Origin of the sequence: Umezawaea tangerina (genome assembly GCF_003002815.1) — a bacterium.
Taxonomy (GTDB): domain Bacteria; phylum Actinomycetota; class Actinomycetes; order Mycobacteriales; family Pseudonocardiaceae; genus Umezawaea; species Umezawaea tangerina.
Map to the genome: position 1 here is coordinate 117,472 of NZ_PVTF01000022.1, position 23,740 is coordinate 141,211.

At 71.7% G+C, this 23,740-nt stretch carries 22 protein-coding genes and 1 pseudogene; 9 read left to right on the forward strand and 14 right to left on the reverse strand.

The window, feature by feature from the left end:
* Positions 1-7: 7 nt before the first annotated feature.
* Positions 8-844 (reverse strand): TIGR03620 family F420-dependent LLM class oxidoreductase, encoded by an 837-nt coding sequence (locus CLV43_RS44250; protein WP_106196548.1) that lies wholly within the window; start codon positions 842-844, stop codon positions 8-10.
* An 85-nt stretch (positions 845-929) separates the two neighbouring features.
* Entirely contained in the window at positions 930-1,841 is a 912-nt protein-coding gene (locus CLV43_RS44255; RefSeq protein WP_106196549.1) for a Rossmann-fold NAD(P)-binding domain-containing protein, read from the reverse strand.
* Positions 1,842-1,929: 88 nt separating this feature from the next.
* Between CLV43_RS44255 and CLV43_RS44260 the strand changes: the two genes are divergently transcribed.
* Together CLV43_RS44260 and CLV43_RS44265 are read left to right on the forward strand one after the other, a co-directional pair.
* Positions 1,930-2,625, forward strand: coding sequence for a TetR/AcrR family transcriptional regulator (locus CLV43_RS44260; protein ID WP_106196550.1), 696 nt, complete (start codon positions 1,930-1,932; stop codon positions 2,623-2,625).
* Positions 2,626-2,668: 43 nt separating this feature from the next.
* Positions 2,669-3,511, forward strand: a complete 843-nt coding sequence (locus tag CLV43_RS44265) for a siderophore-interacting protein (protein WP_106196551.1) — start codon at positions 2,669-2,671, stop codon at positions 3,509-3,511.
* A 3-nt stretch (positions 3,512-3,514) separates the two neighbouring features.
* On the opposite strand, the gene CLV43_RS44270 is transcribed toward CLV43_RS44265, so the two are convergent.
* Positions 3,515-4,345 carry an SDR family NAD(P)-dependent oxidoreductase gene (locus tag CLV43_RS44270; RefSeq protein ID WP_106196552.1) on the reverse strand — a complete coding sequence of 277 codons (831 nt, stop codon included), beginning with the start codon at positions 4,343-4,345 and terminating at the stop codon, positions 3,515-3,517.
* A 489-nt stretch (positions 4,346-4,834) separates the two neighbouring features.
* Between CLV43_RS44270 and CLV43_RS44275 the strand changes: the two genes are divergently transcribed.
* From CLV43_RS44275 to CLV43_RS44285, 3 genes are all read left to right on the forward strand, one after another.
* Positions 4,835-7,354 carry an NPCBM/NEW2 domain-containing protein gene (locus CLV43_RS44275; protein WP_245887484.1) on the forward strand — a complete coding sequence of 840 codons (2,520 nt, stop codon included), beginning with the start codon at positions 4,835-4,837 and terminating at the stop codon, positions 7,352-7,354.
* Entirely contained in the window at positions 7,345-8,874 is a 1,530-nt protein-coding gene (locus CLV43_RS44280) for a glycoside hydrolase family 88 protein (RefSeq protein ID WP_106196554.1), read from the forward strand. The genes CLV43_RS44275 and CLV43_RS44280 overlap by 10 nt, the downstream gene beginning before the upstream one ends.
* Positions 8,875-9,106: 232 nt before the next feature.
* Positions 9,107-9,619, forward strand: a complete 513-nt coding sequence (locus tag CLV43_RS44285) for an SsgA family sporulation/cell division regulator (RefSeq protein WP_106196555.1) — start codon at positions 9,107-9,109, stop codon at positions 9,617-9,619.
* Between the two features lie 630 nt (positions 9,620-10,249).
* Here CLV43_RS44285 and CLV43_RS44290 read toward each other — a convergent pair.
* On the reverse strand, positions 10,250-10,621 hold the full coding sequence (locus CLV43_RS44290) for a winged helix-turn-helix transcriptional regulator (RefSeq protein ID WP_245887485.1): 372 nt from the start codon (positions 10,619-10,621) through the stop codon (positions 10,250-10,252).
* A 114-nt stretch (positions 10,622-10,735) separates the two neighbouring features.
* On the opposite strand from CLV43_RS44290, the gene CLV43_RS44295 reads away from it, so the two are divergent.
* A complete protein-coding gene (locus CLV43_RS44295) occupies positions 10,736-11,389 on the forward strand; it encodes an FMN-dependent NADH-azoreductase (RefSeq protein WP_106196557.1) in 654 nt (217 codons plus the stop codon).
* Positions 11,390-11,488: 99 nt separating this feature from the next.
* On the opposite strand, the gene CLV43_RS44300 is transcribed toward CLV43_RS44295, so the two are convergent.
* The 10 genes and pseudogenes from CLV43_RS44300 to CLV43_RS47465 all read right to left on the reverse strand — a co-directional run bounded on the left by CLV43_RS44300 (position 11,489) and on the right by CLV43_RS47465 (position 21,631).
* Positions 11,489-13,741: a glycoside hydrolase family 92 protein gene (locus tag CLV43_RS44300; RefSeq protein WP_245887486.1), complete on the reverse strand. Its 2,253-nt coding sequence runs from the start codon at positions 13,739-13,741 to the stop codon at positions 11,489-11,491.
* Positions 13,648-14,478: pseudogene (locus CLV43_RS49880) on the reverse strand (GH92 family glycosyl hydrolase); the annotation flags it as partial. The gene CLV43_RS44300 and the pseudogene CLV43_RS49880, both read right to left, overlap by 94 nt.
* A gap of 135 nt (positions 14,479-14,613) precedes the next feature.
* Positions 14,614-15,147 carry a hypothetical protein gene (locus tag CLV43_RS44305; RefSeq protein WP_106196558.1) on the reverse strand — a complete coding sequence of 178 codons (534 nt, stop codon included), beginning with the start codon at positions 15,145-15,147 and terminating at the stop codon, positions 14,614-14,616.
* Between the two features lie 209 nt (positions 15,148-15,356).
* The gene (locus tag CLV43_RS44310; RefSeq protein ID WP_211304856.1) at positions 15,357-16,766 is read right to left on the reverse strand and encodes a sensor histidine kinase; all 1,410 of its coding nucleotides are present in this window, start codon (positions 16,764-16,766) and stop codon (positions 15,357-15,359) included.
* Positions 16,763-17,470: a response regulator transcription factor gene (locus CLV43_RS44315; RefSeq protein WP_106196559.1), complete on the reverse strand. Its 708-nt coding sequence runs from the start codon at positions 17,468-17,470 to the stop codon at positions 16,763-16,765. Before CLV43_RS44315 ends, CLV43_RS44310 begins: the two co-directional genes overlap by 4 nt.
* Positions 17,471-17,485: 15 nt before the next feature.
* Entirely contained in the window at positions 17,486-18,022 is a 537-nt protein-coding gene (locus CLV43_RS44320; RefSeq protein ID WP_245887487.1) for a hypothetical protein, read from the reverse strand.
* 13 nt (positions 18,023-18,035) lie between these two features.
* Positions 18,036-19,241, reverse strand: coding sequence for an ABC transporter permease (locus CLV43_RS44325; RefSeq protein ID WP_106196561.1), 1,206 nt, complete (start codon positions 19,239-19,241; stop codon positions 18,036-18,038).
* Positions 19,238-19,921, reverse strand: a complete 684-nt coding sequence (locus CLV43_RS44330) for an ABC transporter ATP-binding protein (protein ID WP_106196562.1) — start codon at positions 19,919-19,921, stop codon at positions 19,238-19,240. Before CLV43_RS44330 ends, CLV43_RS44325 begins: the two co-directional genes overlap by 4 nt.
* Positions 19,918-21,090, reverse strand: coding sequence for an efflux RND transporter periplasmic adaptor subunit (locus CLV43_RS44335; protein WP_245887488.1), 1,173 nt, complete (start codon positions 21,088-21,090; stop codon positions 19,918-19,920). The genes CLV43_RS44330 and CLV43_RS44335 overlap by 4 nt, the downstream gene beginning before the upstream one ends.
* 85 nt (positions 21,091-21,175) lie before the next feature.
* Positions 21,176-21,631, reverse strand: coding sequence for a hypothetical protein (locus tag CLV43_RS47465; protein WP_170156287.1), 456 nt, complete (start codon positions 21,629-21,631; stop codon positions 21,176-21,178).
* A gap of 340 nt (positions 21,632-21,971) precedes the next feature.
* Here CLV43_RS47465 and CLV43_RS44345 point away from each other — a divergent pair, with 340 nt between their 5' ends.
* Genes CLV43_RS44345 through CLV43_RS44355 form a run of 3 tightly spaced genes read left to right on the forward strand, consistent with a single transcriptional unit; the run spans position 21,972 to position 23,712 of the window.
* Positions 21,972-22,466 (forward strand): YbaB/EbfC family nucleoid-associated protein, encoded by a 495-nt coding sequence (locus CLV43_RS44345; protein ID WP_106196565.1) that lies wholly within the window; start codon positions 21,972-21,974, stop codon positions 22,464-22,466.
* Positions 22,467-22,477: 11 nt separating this feature from the next.
* Positions 22,478-22,831, forward strand: coding sequence for a type VII secretion target (locus tag CLV43_RS44350; RefSeq protein ID WP_170156288.1), 354 nt, complete (start codon positions 22,478-22,480; stop codon positions 22,829-22,831).
* Positions 22,831-23,712 (forward strand): hypothetical protein, encoded by an 882-nt coding sequence (locus tag CLV43_RS44355; protein ID WP_106196567.1) that lies wholly within the window; start codon positions 22,831-22,833, stop codon positions 23,710-23,712. Before CLV43_RS44350 ends, CLV43_RS44355 begins: the two co-directional genes overlap by 1 nt.
* Positions 23,713-23,740 lie beyond the last annotated feature (28 nt).

Sequence of the window (23,740 nt, forward strand, 5' to 3'; positions counted from 1 at the left end):
GACGACGTCAGCGGCGAAGTTCCGCCACGGCCGCGGCGACCGCGCGGAGGCCGCCGACCACGTCGCCGCCCAGCACGGTGACGCCGACGTGGTCCGCGCCCGCGTCGAGGTGCGCGACGAGACCGGCCGCGATGGTGGCGACGTCGCCGTGCAGGGCGAGCGCGTCCACGAGGCGGTCGCTGCCGGGGTCGGTGAGGTCATCCTCGGTGAACCCGGCGCGCCGCAGGTTGTTGGCGATCTCGGGGATGTGCAGGGCCGGGAACGCGACGGCGGCCCGACCGGTCGCCCGCGCCCGGTCGGCGTCCACGTCGAGCACGACGTGCTGGCCGACCGCCACCAGCGCGTCCGCGCCGACGATCTCCCTGGTCCGCCGGGCGTGCGCGGGCGTCACCAGGACGGCGAGCACGCCCGCCGAGCGCTCGGCCGCCAACCGCAGCGCCCGCGGCCCGAGCACGGCCAGCGCGACCCGGTCCGCGGGGAGACCGGCGGCCGCCAGGTCGTCCAGGTACTCCACGTGCGCGTCGTAGGGCAGCGCGTACCCGGCGTCGACGTTGCGGCGACCGGCGCCGATGCCCAGCAGGAACCGGCCGGGGTGCTTCTCCTCGACGCGGTGGCACGACTCGGCGACGACCTTCGCCTCGGCTTCCCAGATGTTCACGATGCAGGTCGCGACCGCCACCCGCTCGGTCGCGTCCAGCACCCGCTCGACCACGGCGAGGTCCGCGGGCGGCGAGCCGATCAGCCACACCGCGCCGTAGCCCGCCTTCTCGATCTCCACCACCAGTTCTGGGGTCGCGGCCTGGTAGTGCAGGTGGACACCGAGCGCACCGAGCGCGATAGTCATCCGGGCGTCACTCTCATCAGTCGGAACGGCGGGCGGGGACGCGCCGCCGTAATGATCGACTACGCCGCCCCGGCCGTCCATAGACCTACGCCAGCGACCGCACCGCCTCGCGCAGCGAGTCGTCGATCGGCCGCGGCTTGAGCCCGAACACCTCCGTGGTCTCGCCGGAGTCGAGGACGAACGGCCGGGCGAACTGGTAGGCGGTGGTGCGCAGTTCCTTGACCATCGGGGAGAACAGGCCGATCGCGCGCAGCGCCGGGGTCGGGATCCGGCCCAGCTTCGGCGCGGCCACACCTGCCACGGCGGTGAACCGGGTCGCGAGCTCGCGCACCGTCAACGGCGGCTCGGTCGGCACGGCCCACGCCCGGCCCCACGCCCGTTCGTCGGTGGCGGCGGTGGTCAGCGCCGCCACGACGTCGGCGATCGACGTCCAGCTGTGCGGCACGTCCAGCGGCGCGGGCGACCACGCCTTCCGGCCTGCCAGCAGTGGCTTGCCGAGGCCGAAGGTGAAGATCGAGTTGGCCTCGATGTAGTCGCTGCCGCGGACCTCGGTGGCCCGGATCCGGCCGGCCTCGTGGGCGGCCAGCGCGGCGCGCCACATGTCCGCCTTGAGCTTGAGCTTCGGGTGGGTCGCGGCGAGCGGCGTGGCGGCGGTCATCGGCCCGTCCACCTCGCCGTAGCCGTAGAGGCTGCCGGTCATCACGTACACCGCGCCGGAGCGCTCGGCCGCGGTGAGCAGCGCGGACGCGATCGGCGGCCAGTCGGTGAGCCACTGGTGGTAGGCGGGGTTGACGCAGTTGTAGAGCGCGACCGCGCCCTCGGCCAACGCGCTCAGCCTGCCGGCGTCGGTCGCGCTGGCGGCGACCCGTTCGACGTTCGGGTGGTCCGGTCCGCCGCCGCTCCGGCTGACCACCCGGACCCGCTCGCCGCGCGAGGCGAGCAGCGAGGCAGTGCCGGAACCGACGGGACCGGAGCCGACGACCACGTGCAACGACATGGGGATCCTCCTCAGGGAAAGAGCAGTGCTCTCTAAGTAGAGCACACTTCCGAGAACAGTGCTCTCGAATTTGTGCGACACTCTCGGCATGACAGCAGGCGGCCTGCGCGCCCGTGTCCGCGCGGAGATGACCGAGGAGATCAAGGCGACCGCGCGCCGCCACCTGGCGACCGACGGGGCCAACCTCTCCCTGCGCGCCGTGGCCAGGGACATGGGCATGGTGTCGTCCGCGCTGTACCGCTACTTCGCGAGCCGCGACGACCTGCTGACCGCCCTGATCCTCGACGGGTACAACGCGCTGGGCGCCGCGGCGGAGGCGGGCGACGCCACCGTGGCCGACCGCGCCGACCTGCGCGGCCGCTGGCTCGCGACCTGCCACGCCGTGCGCACCTGGGCGTTGGGCACGCCCGCCGAGTACGCGCTGCTCTTCGGCAGCCCCGTCCCGGACTACCGCGCCCCCCAGGACACCGTCGCCGCAGCCTCCCGGACCCCGACGACCCTGATCCGCATCCTCAAGGACGGCTTCGACGCGGGCGTCATCACCGAGCCCCCCGCCGACGGCGTGCCCGCCGACGTCCGCACCGACATGGCCCGCCTGCGCGACCGCGCCGTCCCGGACCTCCCCGAGGTGCTGCTGGCCCGCGGCAGCATGGGCTGGATCCAGCTGTTCGGCGCGGTCAGCTTCGAGCTCTTCGGCCAGCTGGACAACGTCGTGGAGGCGCGGGAGGCCTACTTCGGGTACCAGATGGGCCAGGTCGCCACCGCCATCGGCATTCCGGAGTGATGAGGCTAGCCTAACCTGACCAAAGCGGTCAGGGAGGCACATCGTGGGTACCCGCACGGCGCTCGACCAGCTCCGGACCAGGGTCGTCGGCAAGGTGACGGCGCTGGTGATGGCGGCACCCAACCGGCGCGACGAGTTCGAGCAGTTCCCGATGACGGTGGTCCGGACGCTGGCCGTGCACGCGCACCTGCGGCGGATCACGTTCCACGCGCCCGAGTTCGCGTGGTGGCGGACCAGCGGGGCGGACGAGTACTTCGGTCTGCTGATGCCGCGCGGCGGCGAGCTGGTCATGCCGGAGGTGGAGCGGGTCAGCGTGCGGGCGGCGATGGCGCGGCTGCCCGAGGCGATCCGGCCGGACCTGCGCTGGTACACCGTGCGCGCGCTGCGCCCCGAGGAGGCCGAGATCGACGTGGACTTCGTGCTGCACGACGGCGACTCGGCGCACGGGCCGGGGTCGACGTGGGCCGCGGCGGCGGAAGTCGGCGCGGTGGCGGGGTTCCGGGCCTGCGGGTCGGCCTACCGCGACCGGCCCGCGACCGCGTCCCGGCTGCTGGTCGCCGACGAGACCGCGCTGCCCGCGTTGTCGGCGATCCTGGAGAGCGCGCCCGCCGACCGCGTCCTGGCGTTCGTCGAACTGCCGGACGAGTCCTACGCCGCACCCGTCCCCGCCGGGGTGGAGCTCGTGTTCCGCGGTGCCGACCGGCCTGGTGACCACGTCCTGCGCGCGGTCGCCGCGGCCCCCGTCGAGGACGTCGACCACGCCTGGGTGTGCGGCGAGTCCGGCCTGGCGACCTCGGTGCGCAGGCACCTGGTGGGGGAGCGGGGCGTCGACCGCCGCAGGATCGCGTTCTCCGGCTACTGGAAGGTCGGGCAGGCCCGGACCTGACCGTCAGCCGGGCAGCCCGAGCAGCTCCCCCGTGCGGCACCACAGCTCCCGCGCCAGCCGGGCGTCGCACGCCTTGCGCCCCAGCGGTTCGCGGCGGTTCATCCGGTGCAGGTACGCGCCGTTGAACGGGAGCGGGTCGGCGACGGTGGCCAGGTGCACGAGCGGGTCGGCGCCGCGGTCGGGGGTGACCGACACCAACCGGTGCAACGGGGACCGCATGACCACCGAGATCAGGTCGCCGTCGCGGAACATGTCGCTCGCCACGATGCCGGGGTGGAACGCGCAGGCGGTGACGGTGGTCCCGGCGGCGCGGCGGGCCAGCTCGCGGGTGAACAGGATCATCGCCAGCTTCGCGGAACCGTAGGCGCGCAAGGCGCTGTGCCTGCGGTGCACGCCGTCGAGGTCGTCGAGGTCGACCCACCCGACCGCGTTGGACGAGCTGCTGGTGGTGATCACCCGGCCGTCCGGTGCCGCCGCGAGCCGGTCGAGCAGCAGCCGGGTGAGCAGCACCGGGGCCAGGTAGTTGACCTGGAAGATCGCCTCGAACCCGTCCCGCGTCACGGTCCGCGGCCGCACCTGCCCGCCCGCGTTGTTGGCCAGCACGTCGATCACCGGGTGGCGCTCCGCCAGCACCCGCGCCAGGTCCCGGACGTCGGCGAGACTGGCGTAGTCGACGGTGTGCGCCTCGGCCCCGACGTCGGTGGCGACCGCGGCGGTCTTCCCCGGCGACCGGCCGACCACGACGACCCGTGCGCCGAGATCGGTGAACCGGCGTGCGGCCGCCGCGCCGATGCCCGCGCTGGCACCGGTGACCACCACGGTGCGCCCGCCCATGACCCCCACACCCGCACCATGCCGGCTCGCGGAGCACGACGGCGCGCGGTCAACCCGTTCGGCCCACCGCCATCCGGCGCAACACCCCGAGTGATGACCACCAGGGCTATGGTCACCCTGAGGATACGGCCGGTCACGCGGAGTCCAAGGTCGCCGCTCGGCGACAGGTCACCCACATCGCTCCACTGTGGACGTCCACAGTGGACGCCCTTAATACCGCACTGATCATGGAACGTCAACCGCCGGAGGCGGATTCGGCCGGACAAAAGCTGTCCTGGTAATAAGCATCGGCGATCTTGACCGGCACCGGGCCGCGACACACGATCAAGGGAGCGCTCCCACCATCCCTGCCGAGGTGCGTCCGGAGGACTGACAATGCCGTCACCGTCCCGTCGATCGAAGTGGTCGCTAGCCGTCACGGGGGTCCTGCTGGCCTCCGGCGCGCTGACACCGGTCGCAGCACAAGCGCAACCCGCCGATCGGTGGGTGGTGTCCGGTCCGTCGCTGACCGCCACCGTGGCGCTCGACCAGACCACGGGCACCCTGTCCCTGGGGGCGACCCGGAACGGGCGGGCGGTGCTCGCGCCCGCCCCGGTCGGCCTGCGCACGACCGGGGCCGACCTGAGCCGGGGGCTGCGGTTCGTCAGCCGGGCGGACCGGACGGTCTCCGAGCAGTACGCGATGACGACCGGCAAACGGCGCAACCGCACCGTGAGCGGCACCGAGGCAAGGCTGGCGTTCGCGACGGCCGCGGGCGCGCGGGTGGACCTCGTGGTGCGGGTCGCGCCGGACGGGGTCGCCTACCGGTACGTCGTGCCGGGGCCGGTCACGGTGACCGGTGAGGCGTCTGCGTTCACGGTGCCGACCGGCGCGTCGGCCTGGCTGCTGCCCTACAACGCCTGGTACGAGGCGAACCGGGTGCAGACCACGGCGGGCGGCGCGGCGGCGGGCGACTACGGCAACCCGTCGCTGTTCCAGAGCGGCGAGGACTTCGTGCTGCTGTCCGAGTCCGATGTGGACGGCCGCTATCCCGGCTCGAAGCTCCGGCACACCGCGGGTTCCGGCACCTACCAGGTGGTGCTCGCCGACGAGCAGGTCACCGCGACGGGCGAGCTGCGGACGCCGTGGCGGACGGCGGTCATCGGGGACCTGGCGACGGTCACCGCGTCCACGCTCGTCGACGACCTCGCGCCGCCCTCGAAGATCTCCGACACGTCGTGGGTCAAGCCGGGCAAGGTCGCGTGGTCGTGGCTGAGCGAGAACTCGAGCCCCGGCAACTTCGAGCGGCAGAAGGCCTACGTCGACTTCGCCGCCCGCAACGGGTGGCCGTACGTGCTGGTCGACGAGGGCTGGAGCGCGAGCTGGGTGCCGGAGCTGGTCCGCTACGCCCGCGCCAAGGGCGTCGACATCCTGCTGTGGCTGCACTGGAGCAACCTCGACACGGCCGCCGAGCGCGACACCACCCTGCCGCGGATCCGGGACTGGGGCGTGAAGGGCGTGAAGCTGGACTTCATGGAGTCCGACTCGCGCGAGCGCTACCAGTGGTACGACGCGGTGCTGGCGAAGACCGCCGAGCTGCACCTGATGGTGAACTTCCACGGCTCGACCATCCCGCACGGCCTGGCGCGGACGTGGCCGCACGTGATGAGCATGGAGGCCGTGCGGGGCGCGGAGAACCAGCCGCCCGCGGCGAACAACCCGGTGCAGGCGTTCACCCGCAACGTGGTCGGCTCGATGGACTACACCCCGGTGTCGCTCGACGTCGGCCCGAAGGAGGCGTCCGTCGCGCACGAGGTGGCGCTGCCGGTGGTCTACGAGTCGGGCTGGACGCACTTCGCGGACAAGCCCGAGGCCTACGAGGCGCGCCCGCAGGCGTTGCGGTTCCTCGACCAGGTGCCGACGGTGTGGGACGAGACCAGGCTGGTCGGCGGACACCCCAGCAGTGGCGCGACCATCGCCCGCCGCGCCGGGACCCGCTGGTTCCTCGGCGCCATCGCCTCCGGCGACGCCCGCACCCTCAGCGCCCCGTTGAGCTTCCTCGGCAGCGGTGACTGGCTGGTCGAGGTCGTCCGCGACACCACGTCGTCCGCCCGCGGCGACGTGGTCCGCGACAGCTCGGTGCGCCGGTCGACCGACGTGCTGTCGGTCGCCGTGCCGCGCAACGGCGGGTTCGCCGCGGTCATCTGCCCGGCCCAGACCGGCCGGACCACCTGCGACGAGCCGGTCAAGCAGGTCCCCACGACCTCGCTGGCGATCACGCCCGCGCAGGAGCTCGACGCCGCCAGGGGCACGTCGTTCGAGGTGACCGGCTCGTTCACCGCCACCGGCAGCAGCGCGCTGACCGACGTGGTGCTCACCACCACCGCCCCGGCGGGCTGGACGGTGACCGGCCTCCCGGTGCGCCGCGGGATGCTGGCGCCCGGCGAGACGATGACCGGCCGCTGGACCGTGCGGGTCGGCGACAGCAGCCCGAGCGGGTACACCGACGTGCCGGTCTACGCCGAGTTCAACGGCGAGCGGGTGCACGTCGAGAAGGCGGTGCGGGTGTTCGTGCCGCCGGACGTGCCGTCCGGGACGCCGTACGTGAGCGACCTGCAGTTCATCGGGGAGGAGAACGGCTGGGGCCCGGTGGAGCGCGACCGCTCCAACAACGAGAACACCGGCGGCGACGGCAACCCGCTGCGCGTCGGCGGGGTCGCCTACGCCAAGGGCCTGGGCGTGCACGCCACGTCCGAGGTGTCGGTCTACACCGGGCGCAGGTGCTCCCGGTTCACCGCGGGCATAGGGCTGGACGACGAGACCACGGAGACGGGATCCGTGGTGTTCCAGGTGGTCGGCGACGGCCGGGTGCTGTTCGACAGCGGCGCCGTCCGGGCGAAGGGCGCGGCCCGCGCGATCTCGGTGGACACCACCGGTGTGCGGATGCTCGCCCTGCGGGTGACCGACGCGGGTGACGGCAAGAACTTCGACCACGCCGACTGGACCGAGGCGAGGGTGACGTGCGCCTGACCACCGCACTGGTCGCCGCGCTCGCGTCGACGGCGCTGGTGGTCGCGCCCGCGGCGGCCGCGACCACCAGGTACGAGGCCGAGCAGGCGACGCGGTCGATGGCCGTGGTCGAGTCGAACCACGTCGGGTTCACCGGGTCCGCGTTCGTCAACTTCGACAACACCTCCGGTAGCTCGGTCGCGTTCGCCGTGGACGCGGCGGTCGCCGGGAACCACGACCTGGTCCTGCGCTACGCCAACGGGACCGCGGTCGACCGTCCACTGAGGATCGAGGTGAACGGCACCGTGGTCACCGCCGCGCTGCCGTTCCCCGGCACCGGCGCGTGGACGACGTGGGCCACCCGGCGCACGACGGCGGCGCTCGTCAAGGGCCGCAACACGATCCGCGCCGTCTCCACCACCGCGGACGGCGGTCCGAACCTCGACTCCCTGGTCGTCGACAACGGCGTCGCCGCCCCGGCGCCCGCCGACTGGTCCACGGCGGTCGTCGACGCCACCATCGCCCGGCGGCCCGCGGCGTCGCTCGGGCTCGGCTACACCGACGCGCTGTTCCTCTACGGCACCCACCTCGTGCACGACCGCACCGGCGACCCCCGTTACCTGGACTACCTCAAGGCGTGGGGCGACGCGCACGTCGCGGCCGACGGCGGCACCGGCAGCTCCTACGACAACCTCGACAGCATGCTCGCGGGCAACGTGTTCCTGGCGCTGGCGGCCAAGACCGGCGAGCAGCGCTACACCCTGGCGGCCACCAGGATCCGGCAGCGGCTGACCACCTACCCGCGCACCACCGACGGCGGGTTCCTGCACAACGTCTCGTTCACCGGGCAGCTGTGGTCCGACGGCGCGTTCATGGCCCAGCCGTTCCTGGCCCGCTACGGCGCGCAGGTCGGTGACAGCGCCTACGCCTTCGACGAGGCGACCCGGCAGCTCGTCACCTACTTCGGCCACCTGAGGTCGCCGGACGGCATGCTGTTCCACGCCTACGACGAGACGCGGAAGCAGGGCTGGGCGAACCCGACCACGGGCCTGTCGCCGGAGGTGTGGTGCCGGGCCGTCGGCTGGTTCGGCATGGCGACCGTGGACGTGCTGGAGGTGCTGCCGCGCGACCACCCGAACCGGGCCGCGCTGGTGGGCATCGTCGAGCACCTGGCGTCCGGGTTCCAGCGCTGGCAGGACCCGGCGACCGGCCGCTGGTTCCAGCTGCCCACCAAGCCGGGGCTCGCGGGCAACTGGACCGAGACGTCGTGCTCCAGCATGTTCGCGTTCACGGTCTCGCGGGCCGTCCAGCGCGGCTACCTGCCCGCGAGCTACCTGCCGGTGGCCGAGCGGGGCTACCGGGGCGTGCTCGCCAGGACGTCGGTCGGGGCCGACGGGCGGGCGCACGTGGACGAGGTCGGCGTCGGCACGAACGTCGGTAACGAGCGGTACTACCTCGACCGGCCGCGGGCCACCGACGACTTCCACGGGCTCGGGGCGTTCGTCATCATGAACGAGCAGCTGGCCCACCCGCGGTCCTGAATGTCCGTCCCACAATGTTTTCGACGCCGGACCGCGGCCGGGCGACCAAATCGTGAGAATGTGGTGAAACAGCAGCTCACCAGCTGCGCAGCGGCTCCGAGCGCACCCCAGCCGACCCCCTAATACCCCTATCTTAGGTCGCATTTAGATCACGGGGCGCATCCTGGAGGAACCTGACGCGTCTTCTTAGTCGTAGAACGGCTCGCTGCCCCGTGCTGGAAGGACGACTCCCATGATCGACGACCCTCACGCGTACCAGCACCGTGAAGGCGACGCTCACCAGTGGCTGTGCCGGTTCGGCATCGACAACCGCCACTGCGTCACCGGGACCACCACCAAGACCGCCATCACCGTGCGCGGTGGCGACGACACCGGTGTGGCCGAGTCGCGGTCGGGTTCGCTCGTCTCGCTGAGCTGGAACACGACCGACCCGTACGCGATCACCATGCTCGTCCACGACGACGAGTCCGGTGAGGCCGACACGTGGGTGTTCGCCCGCGAGCTGCTCATCGAGGGCGGCGGCATCGGCGACGTCCGCGTCCGCCACGGCCTCGTCACGAGCCTGGAGCTGGACTCGCCCGCGAAGGACATCACGCTGCGGCTGTCCGTCACCTGGGTCGAGCACTTCCTGCGCTACACCGAGGACGTCATGCCCCTCGGCCAGGAACCCAGCCTCGTCGACGTCACCGAGCTCGAGTGGACCACCGAGCTCGAATGGCTGGCCGACGGCCGCGCCGACATCTAGCCCCACCCCCCGCCTCCACCCAGCCCAGGTCGGCCGGCTCGGCTCGCGGGGCCCACCGAACGAGCACCAACGCTCGCCCAAGGCCCCACTCCCGACCAGACCGCCAACCTCACCCCACCAGACCAGGGCGAACAACCCGGCTGGGGCGGGCGTCCGGACGGGCAGGTCCGGACGCCCGCCCCAGCCGAACCCACGGCCCCCGCCAGCCGCATTCCGAAAAATGTCGTACCCCACCCGTAGCGTGTGCGTCGGGGGGTCCTGATTTCCGGGGGACACCTGGTCCACCGTGACCACCCCCGCCGACGACCACTCCCCCGGCACTCAACGCCGTGCGCGTCTGTGCCCGATTCCCGGCCGGCTCTCGCAGACGACCACCCCACTGGCAGGCGCCCTCACCACCGCGCGCACCAGGTCTTCAGATCCGGGGAACACCTGGCCCGCAGGCCAACCATCCCCGCAGGCGACCACTCCGCCAGCAGGCACCGCCGCCGACCAACCCCACCGACAAACACCCAGCCAGGCCACCCAACCGAGGCCGTCCCCACCCCACCGGCGACGGTGCCCTCACCCTCGCCGGCAGCCACCCTCACCAACAAGCTCCCGCTAGCGAAACCAATCCCCGCCTGCGCCCTACTCCACCCCGGAGCACGGCTCGGCCAGGTTCTCCGCGGCCCACCTCGCGAGCTGGTCGAACACCGGTAGCAACCGCACGCCCTCGGCGGTCAGCGCGTAGCTCACCGCGGGCGGTTTCGCGTTCGTGACGGACCGCCGGATCAGCCCGATCTTGGCCAGTTCGGTCAGCCGGTCCGACAGCATCGAGTCGGTGATCCCGTCGACCGCGCGCTTCAGGTCAGCGAACCCGATCGACCCGCGCGCGCCCATCGTGGCCAGGATGACGCCGTTCCACCGCTTGCCGAGGAAACCGAAGGCACGCCGCAGCTGGACGTCGCATACGCGCAGGTCATGCCCCTCGACGGCGGTGTCCGACTCGGGAGGTGTCACGCACGCCATAGTACCTCCCCGCTCGCACCCGCCTTGGTACTTGTATATTCCTAGTGACTAGCTAACTCGTATCTGCTCGCAGTTCGCTACCTACTAGGAACCACTGGAGTCACCATGTCGCTCTTCCGCCTGGACGCGAGCATCCGCGTCGAGGGCTCGCACAGCCGCGCGATCGCCGACATCGTCGAGCAGGAGTGGCGCACGGCCCACCCGCACTCCCCCGTCGTCACCCGCCACATCGGCGTCGACCCCGTCCCGGCGACGGCGTGGGGCACCGCCGCGTTCGCCGGCTACACCCCCGAGGCGGACCGCACCGACGAGCAGCGCGAGGCCATCGCGCTGGCCACCGCGGAGGTCGACGGCCTGGTCGACGCCGACGCGCTGCTCTTCGCCGTGCCGCTGTACAACTTCGGCGTGTCGCAGCACTTCAAGACCTGGGTCGACCTGGTCATCACCGACCCGCGCATGGCGCCGGGCGCCACGCCGGCGACCAAGGGCAAGCCCGCCGTGCTGGTGACGGTGCGCGGCGGCGGTTACGGCGAGGGCACCCCGCGCGCGGGCTGGGACCACGCGACCGGCTGGATGCGGCGCATCCTCGCCGACGTGTGGGAGATGGACCTGCGGGTGATCGAGTCGGAGCTGACCCTCGCGGAGACCACGCCCGCCATGGAGTCGTTGCGGGACCTCGCGAAGGACCTCCGGGCGAGTGCCGAGGAGAGCGCGCGCGAGCACGGCAAGATCCTCGCGGCGGACGCCGTCCGCTCGTAACCGGGTGGCGCTCCGTCGACGAGCACGCACTGGCGGACCGCGTTCGACGGCACGAGCGTGGGCACGACGACGGGTGCGCCCGTCGTCGTGCCCACAGGCCTAGCCTGCGCTCAGCGCGAACACCTTCAGGTTCTGGTTGGCGGTGCTCGTCAAGGACATGGCCGTGCGACCGGCGTCGAGCGGGACGGCCACGTGCCACAGGCGCACGGTCCGCCCGTCCGCGGTCCCGTTCACGTTGTACCGGGTGGTCGCGGTGACCGCGGCGTCCTCGCCGAACTTCGGCCCGGCCGCCGCCCAGTCCGTGACGGCCAGCGTCGCCGTGGACGTGGTGCCGTCGCTGTAGGAGACCGTCACGTCCGCCTGCTGGTCCCCGTTCACCGCTGTCGCCAGCAGGTCCAGCTTCGCGTACCGCCCCGGCGTCAGGTACGTGCGCTGGCCCCGCAGGGTCGCGAAGTTGCGCGTCGTCCCCGCGGTCTCGGGCACCAGGTAGTCCACCCCCGCGACAGATCGCACCCCTGGCGCGGGCAGCTGCTCGGCCGGGAGGCTCCACCCCTTGCCGTCCAGGTTCCCCTGCTGCTTGGCGTCCGCCGTCGCCACACCGTCCACATCGGACTGCGCCCGCAGGTCGTGCGCGCACGACGTTCCGGACGGGGTGCACGCGGGCGGCAGGTTCGGCACCGGGTCCCCCGCGGTGGGCACGTGGTCGACCGGCAGGTCGGTGGCGCCCCACGCCGTGTTCGGGGTGGGGCCGACATCCACAACGAGGTCACCGCCCCGCTCGACGACCTCCTCCGACAGCCACGACCTGGTCTGCGGCCTGCCGTCGAGCCGCGCGCCCCGCACGTAGACGTTGTCCGGCGAGGCGTTCGGCGCGGTGATGGTGATGTCCTTGCCGCCCTCGCGGTTGATCCACGCCTTGGGGAACACCGGGCTGGACAGCAGGAGCTCGGCGCGGCTGGGCGTCTGCGGGTAGACGCCCAGTGCGGCGAACACGTACCACGCGGACATCGTGCCGAGGTCGTCGTTGCCGGGCAGGCCCGCGGGGCCGGTGCGGTAGACCAGCGACGCCATCGCGCGCACGGTCTGCTGCGTCTTCCACGGCTGGCCCAAGGCGTTGTACAGCCACGGGATGTGGATGCCGGGCTCGTTGGTCGGGTCGTAGCGCAGCGCGTCGCCGCCGGTCGCCCACGAGCCGTCGGGGCGGTGGAAGAAGTCGTCCAACCGCGCCGCGGCCTGGCCCTTGCCGCCCATCGCGGCGGCCAGGCCGGACACGTCGTGCTGCACCATCCACGTGTAGGTGGCGCTGCTGCCCTGCGCGAACCCGAGGTCCGACGACGGCGAGAACGGCCACACCCACGTGCCGTCGGCGTTCCTGGCCTGCTGGTAACCGCCTCCGGCCGCGGACGGGTCGAACGTGTTGCGCCACCAGGAGGCCCGCGGCAGCAGCGCGGACCGGACGTCGTCGCGGCCGAGCCTGCCCGCCCAGTCGGCGAGCGCGAAGTCCGCGGTCGAGTCCTCCAGCGTCTCCGCCGCGCCACCCCAGCAGTGGCAGGTGTCCTGCGGCGCGTAACCGAGCCGCAGGTACTCGGCGAGGTTCGGCCGCTGCCCCTCGCACTGGCCGGGGCACCCCTTGTCGGACAGCCCGTCCGGGTGCGGCGTGGTGGCCTGCCGCACCAGCGAGTCGAACGCCGCGCGCACGTCGAAGTCCTTGGCCCCCATGGCGTACATGCCCGCGAGCGCGGGTGCCGACGGGTCGCCGGTCATGACGTGCGTCGGCCCGTTCACGTGCACCCAGCGGTCCCACACGCCGCCGTGCTGGGTCGCGAGGTTCAGCAGGGACTGGGCGTAGTCGCTCGCGACGCGGGGTTCGAGCAGCGCCAGCAGCTGGGTGTGCGCGCGGTACTGGTCCCAGCCGGAGAAGTTGCCGTACTGCGCCCGCTGCCCGCGTTCGAGGCGGTGCACCAGCCGGTCGCCGCCGAGGTAGGTGCCGTCGACGTCGCTGGACACGTTGGGCTGCAGGAAGGTGTGGTACACGGCGGTGTAGAAGGTCTTGAGCTGGTCGTCGGAACCGCCGGCGACCTCGACGTCGCGCAGCTTCCCCTCCCACTCCCGCCGGCGTCCGCGGCGACGGAGTCGACGTCGTCCCCGGCCCCGATCTCCTTGGCCAGGTTGCGCTTCGCCGCGTCGGCGCTGGTGTAGGAGATCCCGACCCGCACGCGCACGTCGTCGTCGGACGCGGTGTCGAACGTGACGTACCCGCCGGACCCGCGGCCCGCGCGCGCCGCCCCGGTCTCGTAGCCCTCGCCGCCGTGCGCGCTGGTGGCGCCGGCGTTCAGCGCGCCGTCGACCCACGTGCCGTTGGCGGCGAACGCGCGGTCGAAGGACGCCGTGAAGTACAGGCGGTAGTAGGTCTTCTTGTTGTTCGCGCCGCCGTTGGCGCGCCTGCCGCAGAACGCGCCGGTGAGCACCGAGCCGGACACCGTGCGGGCGGCCGGGTCGATGGTGACCTCGGCGTCCTCGCTGCCGTTCAACGAGTTCGACACCCGGAACAGCAGGGAACCCTTGGCGCCCTTGGGGAACGCGAAGTCGCCGATGCCCGCGCGGGTCGTCACGGCGAGGTCCGCCGACGCGCCGGACGCGAGCGCCACCCGGTACCGGCCGGGTGTCGCGGACTCGTCCTCGTGCCGGAAGTCGCTCGCGTACACCTCGTCGCGCACGTCCGCGGTGGGCGAGGAGGTGACGTCGCCGACGAACGGCATGATCGGCACGTCGCCGGCCGCGCCGGGGTGGCAGCCCGCGCCGTTGACGTGGGTGAGGCCGAAGCCGCGCACCCGCGTCGCGTCGTAGGCGTACCCGTTGGCGGCGCCGGTGTTGGTCTGGTCGCCGCGCGTGCTGGTGGGGCTCCACGAGATCATCCCGAACGGGCGGACGGCGCCGGGGTAGGTGTTGCCGCCGTTGGCCGACCCGATCAGCGGGTCCACGAAGCGGACGACGTCCTCGACCGCCTTGGGCCCCTTGGCCGCGGCGGGCGGCGCCACCGCCACGCCGGTGAGCAGCACGGCCGCCAGGCCGATCGTCAGCGCGCGCATCAGGACCCCATCTGTTCCACGGGCGGGAGGCCACCCGACAGTAAGGTCCGGACCAATCGCGCACCAGGAACGGGCAGGTGAACGGCGGAACCTGTCCGGTGGACAGGTTCCGCCGCGATCCCCCGGTCCCCGACGTCAGCCGGTGATGCCCTTGAGCCGGTACGGCTTGTACTGGGTGCTGGTCAGGCCGTAGTCGCGCGTGCGGTAGTCGGTGCCGTAACCACCGCGCTGCTCGTAGGCCCAGTACGACGAGTGCTGCGCGTTTGCCCACTTCTCGAAGATGACGACGTGGCGGGTGTCCGAGGTGCCGTCCGCGTCGATGAACAGATCACCCATCTGCATGTCGTTCTTGTTGATGGGGGTGCTGTACTTCGACGACGCGAGACCGACGGTATTCGGTCCGGGAGCGGGCAGTTTCGCCGCCATCGAGACGTAGCCGGAACAGTCGGTGCGATATCCGCCGTGCGTGGCCGACTGGCTGTAGGGCACGCGCTGCTCGGTGTGCGGGTGCCAGGTCTTCGCCCGGTCGATCAGCTCCTGCCGGGATACCGCAAGGACTTCCACCTGCGCGGACGCCTGCGTGCCGACCGCGGGTACCGCTGTCGCGGCGGGCGCCGACAGCAGGGTGAACCCGAGGACGGCAGCGGTCAATCCGGATGCGAACTTCATCGTTCCCCTTTGTCGATGCGACAAGTGCCTTTCCGCCTCAACGTGGCAATCACCCGTGGAGGTGTCAAGCGGTCGCTTCGTGGTCCCGCTGTTCTTTCACCCGCCAGGGGGACCTTCATCGGTTCCGCCGGATTGCGCGGTTCGACGTCCGGAAATCGGGTAGTGAATTCATCCACGCCGTTCCCGTTCCCCGAAAGGAAATGGTGTGGTCAATCCTCGACGACGAGCGGGAGCAGCACGCGGAACACCGCACCCCGTCCCGGCGCGGTGTCCAGCTCGACCCGGCCGCCGTGCGCGGCCACCAGCGCGGACACGATCGCGAGGCCCAGCCCCGTGCCGCCGTTCTCCCGGCTGCGCGCGGCGTCGGCCCGGTAGAAGCGCTCGAAGATCCGCTCGCGCTGCTCGTCCGTCAGACCGGGCCCCTGGTCGGCGACCTCCAGCCGGGCCGCCGGGACGCCCTCGACGAGCGCGGTGCCCAGCCGCACCTCGACCGGCACGTCGTCGGGGGTGTGGGTGAGCGCGTTGCCGACCAGGTTCGCGACCACCTGGCGCAGCCGCGTCTCGTCGCCCAGGACCGACGCCCCGCCGGAGGGCAGGTCGAGGCTCAGCGCGATCGGCCGGTCCGGCGCGATGACCTTGGCGTCGTGCACGGCGTCGACCGCCAGCACCGCGAGGTCGACGCGCGCCCGTTCCAGCGGCCGCTGCTGGTCCAGCCTGGCCAGCAGCAGCAGGTCCTCGACCAGCAGGCCCATCCGCGACGCCTGGTCCTCGATCCGGCGCAGCACGGCCGCCACGTCGTCCGGCTCGGTCACCGCGCCCTGCCGGTACAGCTCGGCGTAACCGCGGATCGACGTCAACGGGGTGCGCAGCTCGTGGCTCGCGTCCGCGACGAACTGCCGCATCCGCCGCTCCGAGCTCTTCGCCGCCTCCTCGGAGCTGGCCCTGGCGTGGAACGCCTGCTCGATCTGGCCCAGCATCGCGTTCAGCGCGGTCGCCAGCCTGCCCACCTCGCTGCCCGGCCTGCGGACCGGGACGCGCAGCGACAGCTCGCCGGTGGCGATCCTCTCCGCCGTCGCCTCGACCTCCTCCAACGGCCGCATGCTGCCGCGCACCAGCGCGTACCCGGCGGCCGCCATCAGCACCAGGGCGCCGATGCTGATCAGCAGGAACGTCCGGCGCAGGTCGTCCACCGCGTTGTCCACGTCGACCTGGCTGGTCGCCACGACCAGCTCGCCGCCGTCGACCTGCCGGACCACCACCCGCCACCGCGTGCCGGAGTCGCCGACCGAGCCGACGGTGACGTGCGCGCCCGGCGCGATGTCGCCGACCGGCGGCAGGTCCGGGCGCTTGCCCGCCACCTGCACGAGGTCGGCCGACGACCCGTCGGGCTTGCGCAGCACCGCGACCTCCTGCTGCCACGGCCCGAACCCGCGGCCGACACCGCGTTCGGCGAGCGCGCTGATCCTGGTCAGCCGCGCGTCCACCTGCCCGAGCAGGTAGCTCTCCATGACCTTCGACCCGATCAGCCAGGTGCCCAGCAGCCCGACCGCGGCCAGCAGCACCAGCACGAGCACGAGGTGCACGCGCAGCGGCAGCCGCCCGAAGGCCTCGCGGATCACGTGGACGGTCGGCGCAGCACGTAGCCGAAGCCCCGGACGGTGTGGATCAGCCGGGGCTCCGCGTCGTCGACCTTCCGCCGCAGGTAGGAGATGTAGGACTCGACCACGTTCGCCTCGCCGTTGAAGTCGTAGTGCCACACCTGGTCCAGGATCTGGGCCTTGGACAGCACCCGGCCCGCGTTGCGCAGCAGGAAGTGCAGCAGCTTGAACTCCGTCGGCGACAGCTCGACCGGCCTGCCCGCCTTGCGCACCTGGTGGCCGTCCACGTCCAGCTCCAGGTCCGCGCAGCTGAGCCAGCCGGACGGCCGCTGCTCCGGAGTCGCCCTGGTGCGCCGCAGCACGGCGTGCACCCTGGCGATGACCTCCTCCAGGCTGAACGGCTTGGTGACGTAGTCGTCACCGCCGATGGTCAGCCCGGTGACCTTGTCGTCGGCGGCGTCGCGGGCGGTCAGGAACAGCACCGGCACGCCCTGCCCGGCCGCCCGCAGCCACCGCACCACCTCGAACCCGTCGCGGTCGGGCAGCATCACGTCGAGCAGCATGAGGTCCGGGCGCTCGCGCTCCACGTGGCGCAGCGCCTCGGCCCCGGTCGCCGCCGTGTCCACCTGGAACCCGGCGAACCGCAGGCTGGCGGCCAGCAGCTCCCGGATGCTCGACTCGTCCTCGACGACGAGCAGCCTGCCGCGTTCGCCCGACTCCGCCATCCCGCGATCCTCCCATCAGCCCGTGGTGGGCCGCTGGGTCACCGTCTGCGCGGCGACCGTCCCGTCATCACCGGCCTGCCCGACCACGACCACCTGGTTGCCCGCGGCGAGGTCCGCCACGGCACCCTGCTTGGACAGCTCCACCTTGGTGGAGTCCGAAGTGGACACCTTGACGACCTTGCCGTCCTGGGTCTTCACGTAGACCGTGGTGCCGTCCACGTGGTCGACGGTGCCGACCGTGCCGCGGCCGAACCCCGTGCCGTTGCCCCGGTTCCCCGGTACGCCGCTGGGTGGCGTACCGCCGTCCGTTCCGCCGCGGAACCCGCCGCCACCGGCCCGTCCGGCGGCAGGTGCGGACGCGGACGTGGTGGACCCGAACGCCGAGTGCGTCCACACGCCGCCGCCGAACGCGGCGAGCACGAGCACGCCGATCCCCAGCCCGAGGGTCACCTTGCTGACGCCCGCCTTCGGCTTGGCGGCCAGCTCGGCGTCGAGGTCGGCGTCCGGCAGCGGCTGCGCGAGCACGCGCTCCGGGTCGGTCGGTTGTGACACGTCGTCTCCCTTGTCATTCATGGCGCAGCGCCTCGATGGGGCGCAGCGAGGCGGCCCGGCTGGCCGGGTAGCTGCCGAAGAACAGGCCGATCAGCGCGGACACGGCGAACGCGAGCAGCACCGACGACGGCACGACGACCGGCTTGATGCCCGCGATGGTGAACTGGCTGCCGATCACCCCCGCCGCCACGCCGAGGGCACCGCCGAAGAGGCTCAACATGGTGGCCTCCAGCAGGAACTGGCCCAGGATCGTGGACTTCGGCGCGCCGACCGCCTTGCGGATGCCGATCTCGCGGATCCGCTCGGTGACCGTGACCAGCATGATGTTCGTGATGCCGATGCCGCCGACGAGCAGCGAGATCGCCGCGACCGAGGCCAGCAGCACGGTGAACGTGTCGGTGGTCGCTGTGCGCGCGGTGAGCAGCTGCTCCTGGCTGAGCATCCGGTAGTCCGCGGTCTGCCCGGCGCCGATCCGGTGGCGGCCGTTGAGGATCGTGGTCGCCTGGGCCTGCGCGGCGGGCAACGAGTCGGCGCTGGTCGCCTGCACGACGATCTGCGTCAGACCGCCGTACCCGGTGAGCGCGTTCTGCACGGTCGTCAACGGCGACACCGCGAGGTCGTCGCTGTCCTGCAACCCGCTGGAGCCCTTGGTCGCCAGCACCCCGATGACGGTGAACGGGATGTTGTTGACCAGCACCGCGTTCCCGACCGGGTCGGTCGACGGGAACAGCGAGGTCGCCACCGTCGCGCCGAGCACCACGACCTTGCGGGCCTGCAGCACGTCGTCGGCGGTGAACAGGTTCCCGTTGGCCACGGCCGAGTTCGTGGTCTCGAAGTACGCCGGGTCCGTGCCGACGAACTGCGGGACGCTGTAGCTGGTGCCCTGGAAGCTCGCCGTGGCCGCGACGGAGCTGACCGGGGAGGCGGACTTCACGTCCGGTGCCTCGGTCCGGTCGGCCAGCGCGGTGGCGTCGGCGACGGTGAGCGGCTTGGCCGAGCTCGCCGACTGCGGGGTCCCGCGCTGGGGCGAGATGGTGAGGATGTTGGTGCCCAGCCCCGCGATGCTCTGCTGCACCGCGGTCGACGCGCCGTTGCCGACGGCGATCAGCAGGATGACCGAAGCGACGCCGATCAGGATGCCGAGCGTGGTCAGCGTGGACCGCAGCTTGTTGGCCGTCACGCCGCGCACGGCGAACACGCCGATCTCGAGGAGCCTCACACCAGCACCTCCGCGACCTGGCCGTCGACGACCCGGACGGTGCGCGACGCGTGCTCGGCGACCTCGTCCTCGTGCGTGATCAGCACGACCGTGCGGCCGATCGCGTTGAGGCGGTCCAGGATGCCGAGCACCTCGCGGCTGCTCGCGGTGTCCAGGTTGCCGGTCGGCTCGTCGGCCAGCACCATCGCCGGGCTGGTCACCAGCGCGCGGGCGATCGCGACGCGCTGCTGCTGGCCGCCGGACAGCTCGTTGGGCGCGTGGTGCGCCCGATCCAGCAGGCCGACCAGCTCCAGCGCGGCGTGCGCGCGTTCCCGCCGTTCGGCGCGCTTGACGCCCGCGTAGACCAGCGGCAGCTCGACGTTCGCGAGCGCGGTGGTGCGCGGGATGAGGTTGAACGACTGGAACACGAAACCGATCTTCCTGTTGCGCAGCAACGACAACCGGGACTCGTCGAACTCCGCGGTGTCGATGCCGTCGAGCAGGTACGAGCCGGACGTGGGCACGTCGAGGCAGCCGAGGATGTTGAGCAGCGTGGACTTCCCGGACCCGGACGCGCCCATGATCGCCAGGTACTCGCCGCGCCCGACCGTGAGGTTCAGCCCGCGCAGGGCGTGCACGGCGGTGTCACCGGAGCCGTAGGTCTTGCGCAGGTCGCGCACCTCGATGACCGGCCCGCTCATCGGCCCGGCCCGGTCCCCGTGCCGCCACCGACCCGACCGCCGCCGACCCCGGCGTTCCCGTTGCCGGTGCCGGGAAAGCCGGTCCCGGCGCGCGTGCCGTTCTGCTGCTGCGTCCCGCCGCCCGTGGCGACCTGCGGCAGCACCACCTGCTCGTTCTCGCCGAGCCCGGACTTGATCTGCACGTACTGGTCACCGCGCACACCGATCTCGACGGACTTGCGCGTCTGCGCGCCGTTCTCCAGCACCGTCACCGTGCTGGCCGCGCCGAGCGTCGACACGGCCGCCGACGGCACCGCGAGCACACCCGTCGCCGACGCCACGGTGATCTCCACGCTCGCCGACTGCCCCGGCTTCAGCGCCGCGGGCGGGTTCGCCAGCGCCAGGTCGACCCCGTACTGCACCACGTTGTTCGACGTGGTCGGCAGCAGGTCGACCCCGGTCACCTTGGCCTGCACCTGCTGGCCCGGCAGCGCGTTCACCGTCACGACCGCGCTCTGGTCGTTCTTCAGCTTGTTGACGTCGCTCTCGGCCACGTTCGCGTGCAGCACGAAGTTCTTCAGGTCCGTGATCACCACGAACCCGCTCGCCGCCGTGGACGACGAGGTCGTGGTCCCCGTCGACGCCGTCGACGAGCTCCCCGACCCACCACCGACCTTGTCGCCGACCTTGCCCGACACCGACGTCACCGTGCCGTCACCCGGCGCCGTCAACGTCGTCGCCGCCAGCGCCTCGTTCGCCGCGTCCCGCGTCAGCACCGCCGAGTCCAGCGCCGTCTGCTGCTGCGGCGTGCTCGTCCCCCTGGCCTGCGCGTCCACCAGCGTCTGGTACGCCTGGTTCACCGCGTTCTGCGCGATCGTCACCTGCAACGCGGCCTGGGCGCTGTCCACCGACGCCAGCTTCTGGCCCTTCACCACCACGTCGCCGACCTTCACGTCGACCGAGTTCACGGTGCCGCTACCGGCGAACGACGCCCCCGCCGAGTACCCGCTCTGCACCGCCCCCGCCGCCGTCACCACCTCGGCCACGTCCCGCGCCTGCACGGCCGCCGTCCGCACCGCCGCGGCCGACGACGCCCCGCTCCCCGGAGCGAAGAACACCAGGTAACCGGCCACCCCACCACCGACCAGCACGACGACCAACAACCCGTTGACGACCCAAACCCGGCTCAACCGCCGACGACCACGTCTCATGGCCACGCATCGTCACGGACCACGCTGTGACCGGTCTGCGAAACAGCCGGCAGTTTCCTGTGGATCACCCGATGCCGGCGACCATCCTCAACCGCCGGTCCACCAACGCCGCGAACCCCACCGGATCACCCACCAACACCTGCGCCCACCCCCGCACCGTCCGCACGACCACCACCGGCCCCGCGGGCACCCCGACCGCCTCCGCCACCCACACCCCGGTCACCTCGCGCAACGGCACCGCACCCCCGACCAGATCGACCGCGGTAGGCCCCGGCCCCATCTCCCACCGCAACCACTCCCCGTCCACAGCCGCGAACGCCCGGCACAACCCCAAACTCGCCCCACGCACCGCCCGCGTCCGACTCCTCACCCGCAACCCGGTCCCCGCCACCACCCCACCGACCGGATCCACCAGCACGACGTGCGCCCGCACCACCAACAACACCCCAACCACCACGGCCACCACCACCACCACACCCCCGCGCCCGGCCACCATCCCCGCACCAACTACCTGCGGCACCCCGAACACCCCCACCAACGGGACATCCCACCGCTGCGAAAACCCACGCGCCAACACGAACCCAACGGCCCCAACACAGCCGACCGCCAAGACCAACCACCCCACCACCGCCCCACCACTCCAGGCCACCACCGCCACGACCACCGCCACCACAACGGGCACCAGAAACCCAGCCACCAACCACCGCCGAACCCGCACCCACCGCCCCTCGAACTCCACCCGCACCGCCTCGTGCACCGCGAAAGGCAACTCCACGTCCCCCACCTCCGATATGAGCGTAGCGTCACCGGATCCAGTCAATTCGAACACACTCAGTGACACGCACTGGTACGTTCAGCCCATGACCAGCCAGGAACGACCGGTGATGCCGGGTGATCTGCGCAAGTTGGCCGATGACCTCCAGCGCAAAGCGGAGCTCTACGGTCGGCTCCAGGCGCAGTTGAACCGGACCAGCGTCACCGAGACGTCCCCTGACGGTGGGGTTCGAGTGGCGGTCGACGCCACCGGAGTGCCGACCGCCTTCACCTTCACCGAGCGCTTCCGCAGCATGGACACGGCGACGATGTCGGCCGCGCTGCTGGCGACGTTGCGTCGTGCCCACGTACGACTGCGCGACGAGGTCGTCGACCTGACCACGGCGACGGTCGGCGACGACGGTCCCGGCAACGACCTGGTCGCGAAGTACCGCGAACGCTTTCCCGACCCTCCAGCCGAAGACGACGCGGTAGTCGAGGTGATGCGCTTCGAGTCTGAAGAGACCGCGCCTGGGCCATCGCGAACGCAACATCCACCGAACCCGGACGACACCGACTTCGGTGGATCCGTCTACCGCTGACCGGAGGCGCAGTGAGCAGCATCGAAGTCGACATCGCAAGGCTGCGCCAGCACGCGGAGACTGTGCGGGGCGTGGCCGACGGAACAGCTGAGGCTGCCGCGGCAGGTGCCCACGTGACGGCACTCGACGACGCGTACGGCTGGACCTGCCAGGCAATGGGCCTTCCCGCGATGCTTCGCGGACCCCAGGAACGGGGAGCACAAGCCATCTCCGCCATCACCGACGTGCTCCGCGACGACGCCACCAACCTCGCGGCCAGCGCGGACACGTACGAACAGATCGACGAGCGCCTCGCTGAGCTGATGCGCAAGATTGCGACCGCGCTCGACAAGACGACCAAGGCCCCGAAGGTCGGAGAACGCTGATGACGATGATCGGCAACGACGCCACGACGGACAACGCGCTCGTCGACAAAGGCACCGACATCCACAACCAGTACAGCACTGACAAAATGGTGACCAGCACCGTCGCCGTTCTCGTGAGCAGCGTGAACCCCGCGATGCTCCCCGTCGGCATCGCGACCGGGCAATTCTCCAACACCGACGACTTCGACGGGCTCAACGACGGCACTGTGATCGACTCGATCCAGCAGCTGTGCGAGCAGGTAGGCGACGGCGATTGGGCGTCCGCCGTCACAAGCGCACTCGGTCTGCTCGTCGACACGACCGGCGCCATCATGGATCCCATCGGTTTCGTCGCGGGCCAACTCGTCGGCTGGATGCTCGAGCACGTCGAACCGCTTCGCCTGCTCCTGCACCAGCTCACCGGCCATCCCGGAATGGTCGAGGCGTACGCCAACACCTGGCAGAACATCGCCAAGCGGATGGCCGAGAAAGCCACCGTCCACCTGTCGGCGATGCAGGACGAGACACGGCAGTGGAAGGGCCAAGCCGCGGACGCCTACCGCGCGAGTGCCCTAATGACGATCAAGCAGGCCGCCGGTGCGGCGTTGACCGCTCAAGCGCTCTCAGAATCCGCCGCAAGGATGAAGGACGTCGTCGACACCGTCCGCGGAGGAGTCCGCGACATCCTCGCCGACTTGGCGGGCACCCTCGTCACCTGCGCGATCGAGGCGGCAAGCGTCGCCGGCGCCCCCGACGCCGCCCGCCGCGCATTGCAGGTGATCGCCAAATCCGCACTGAAAGCAGAAGACCTGCTGCTCAAACTCGCCCTGGTGATCTCCAAACTCGAAGCCCCGCTCGTAGACCTGGTCCAACTGCAGGGTGAACTCCACCAACCACGATGACCACGAGCTCAACGATGCGGAAGCACTT

Bases quoted from the DNA above. Each gene is read 5' to 3' on its own strand.
- CLV43_RS44250 (WP_106196548.1), bottom strand. From the start codon at position 844: ATGACTATCGCGCTCGGTGCGCTCGGTGTCCACCTGCACTACCAGGCC.
- CLV43_RS44255 (WP_106196549.1), bottom strand. From the start codon at position 1,841: ATGTCGTTGCACGTGGTCGTCGGCTCCGGTCCCGTCGGTTCCGGCACT.
- CLV43_RS44260 (WP_106196550.1), top strand. From the start codon at position 1,930: ATGACAGCAGGCGGCCTGCGCGCCCGTGTCCGCGCGGAGATGACCGAG.
- CLV43_RS44270 (WP_106196552.1), bottom strand. From the start codon at position 4,345: ATGGGCGGGCGCACCGTGGTGGTCACCGGTGCCAGCGCGGGCATCGGC.
- CLV43_RS44285 (WP_106196555.1), top strand. From the start codon at position 9,107: ATGATCGACGACCCTCACGCGTACCAGCACCGTGAAGGCGACGCTCAC.
- CLV43_RS44295 (WP_106196557.1), top strand. From the start codon at position 10,736: ATGTCGCTCTTCCGCCTGGACGCGAGCATCCGCGTCGAGGGCTCGCAC.
- CLV43_RS44305 (WP_106196558.1), bottom strand. From the start codon at position 15,147: ATGAAGTTCGCATCCGGATTGACCGCTGCCGTCCTCGGGTTCACCCTG.
- CLV43_RS44315 (WP_106196559.1), bottom strand. From the start codon at position 17,470: ATGGCGGAGTCGGGCGAACGCGGCAGGCTGCTCGTCGTCGAGGACGAG.
- CLV43_RS44330 (WP_106196562.1), bottom strand. From the start codon at position 19,921: ATGAGCGGGCCGGTCATCGAGGTGCGCGACCTGCGCAAGACCTACGGC.
- CLV43_RS44345 (WP_106196565.1), top strand. From the start codon at position 21,972: ATGACCAGCCAGGAACGACCGGTGATGCCGGGTGATCTGCGCAAGTTG.
- CLV43_RS44355 (WP_106196567.1), top strand. From the start codon at position 22,831: ATGACGATGATCGGCAACGACGCCACGACGGACAACGCGCTCGTCGAC.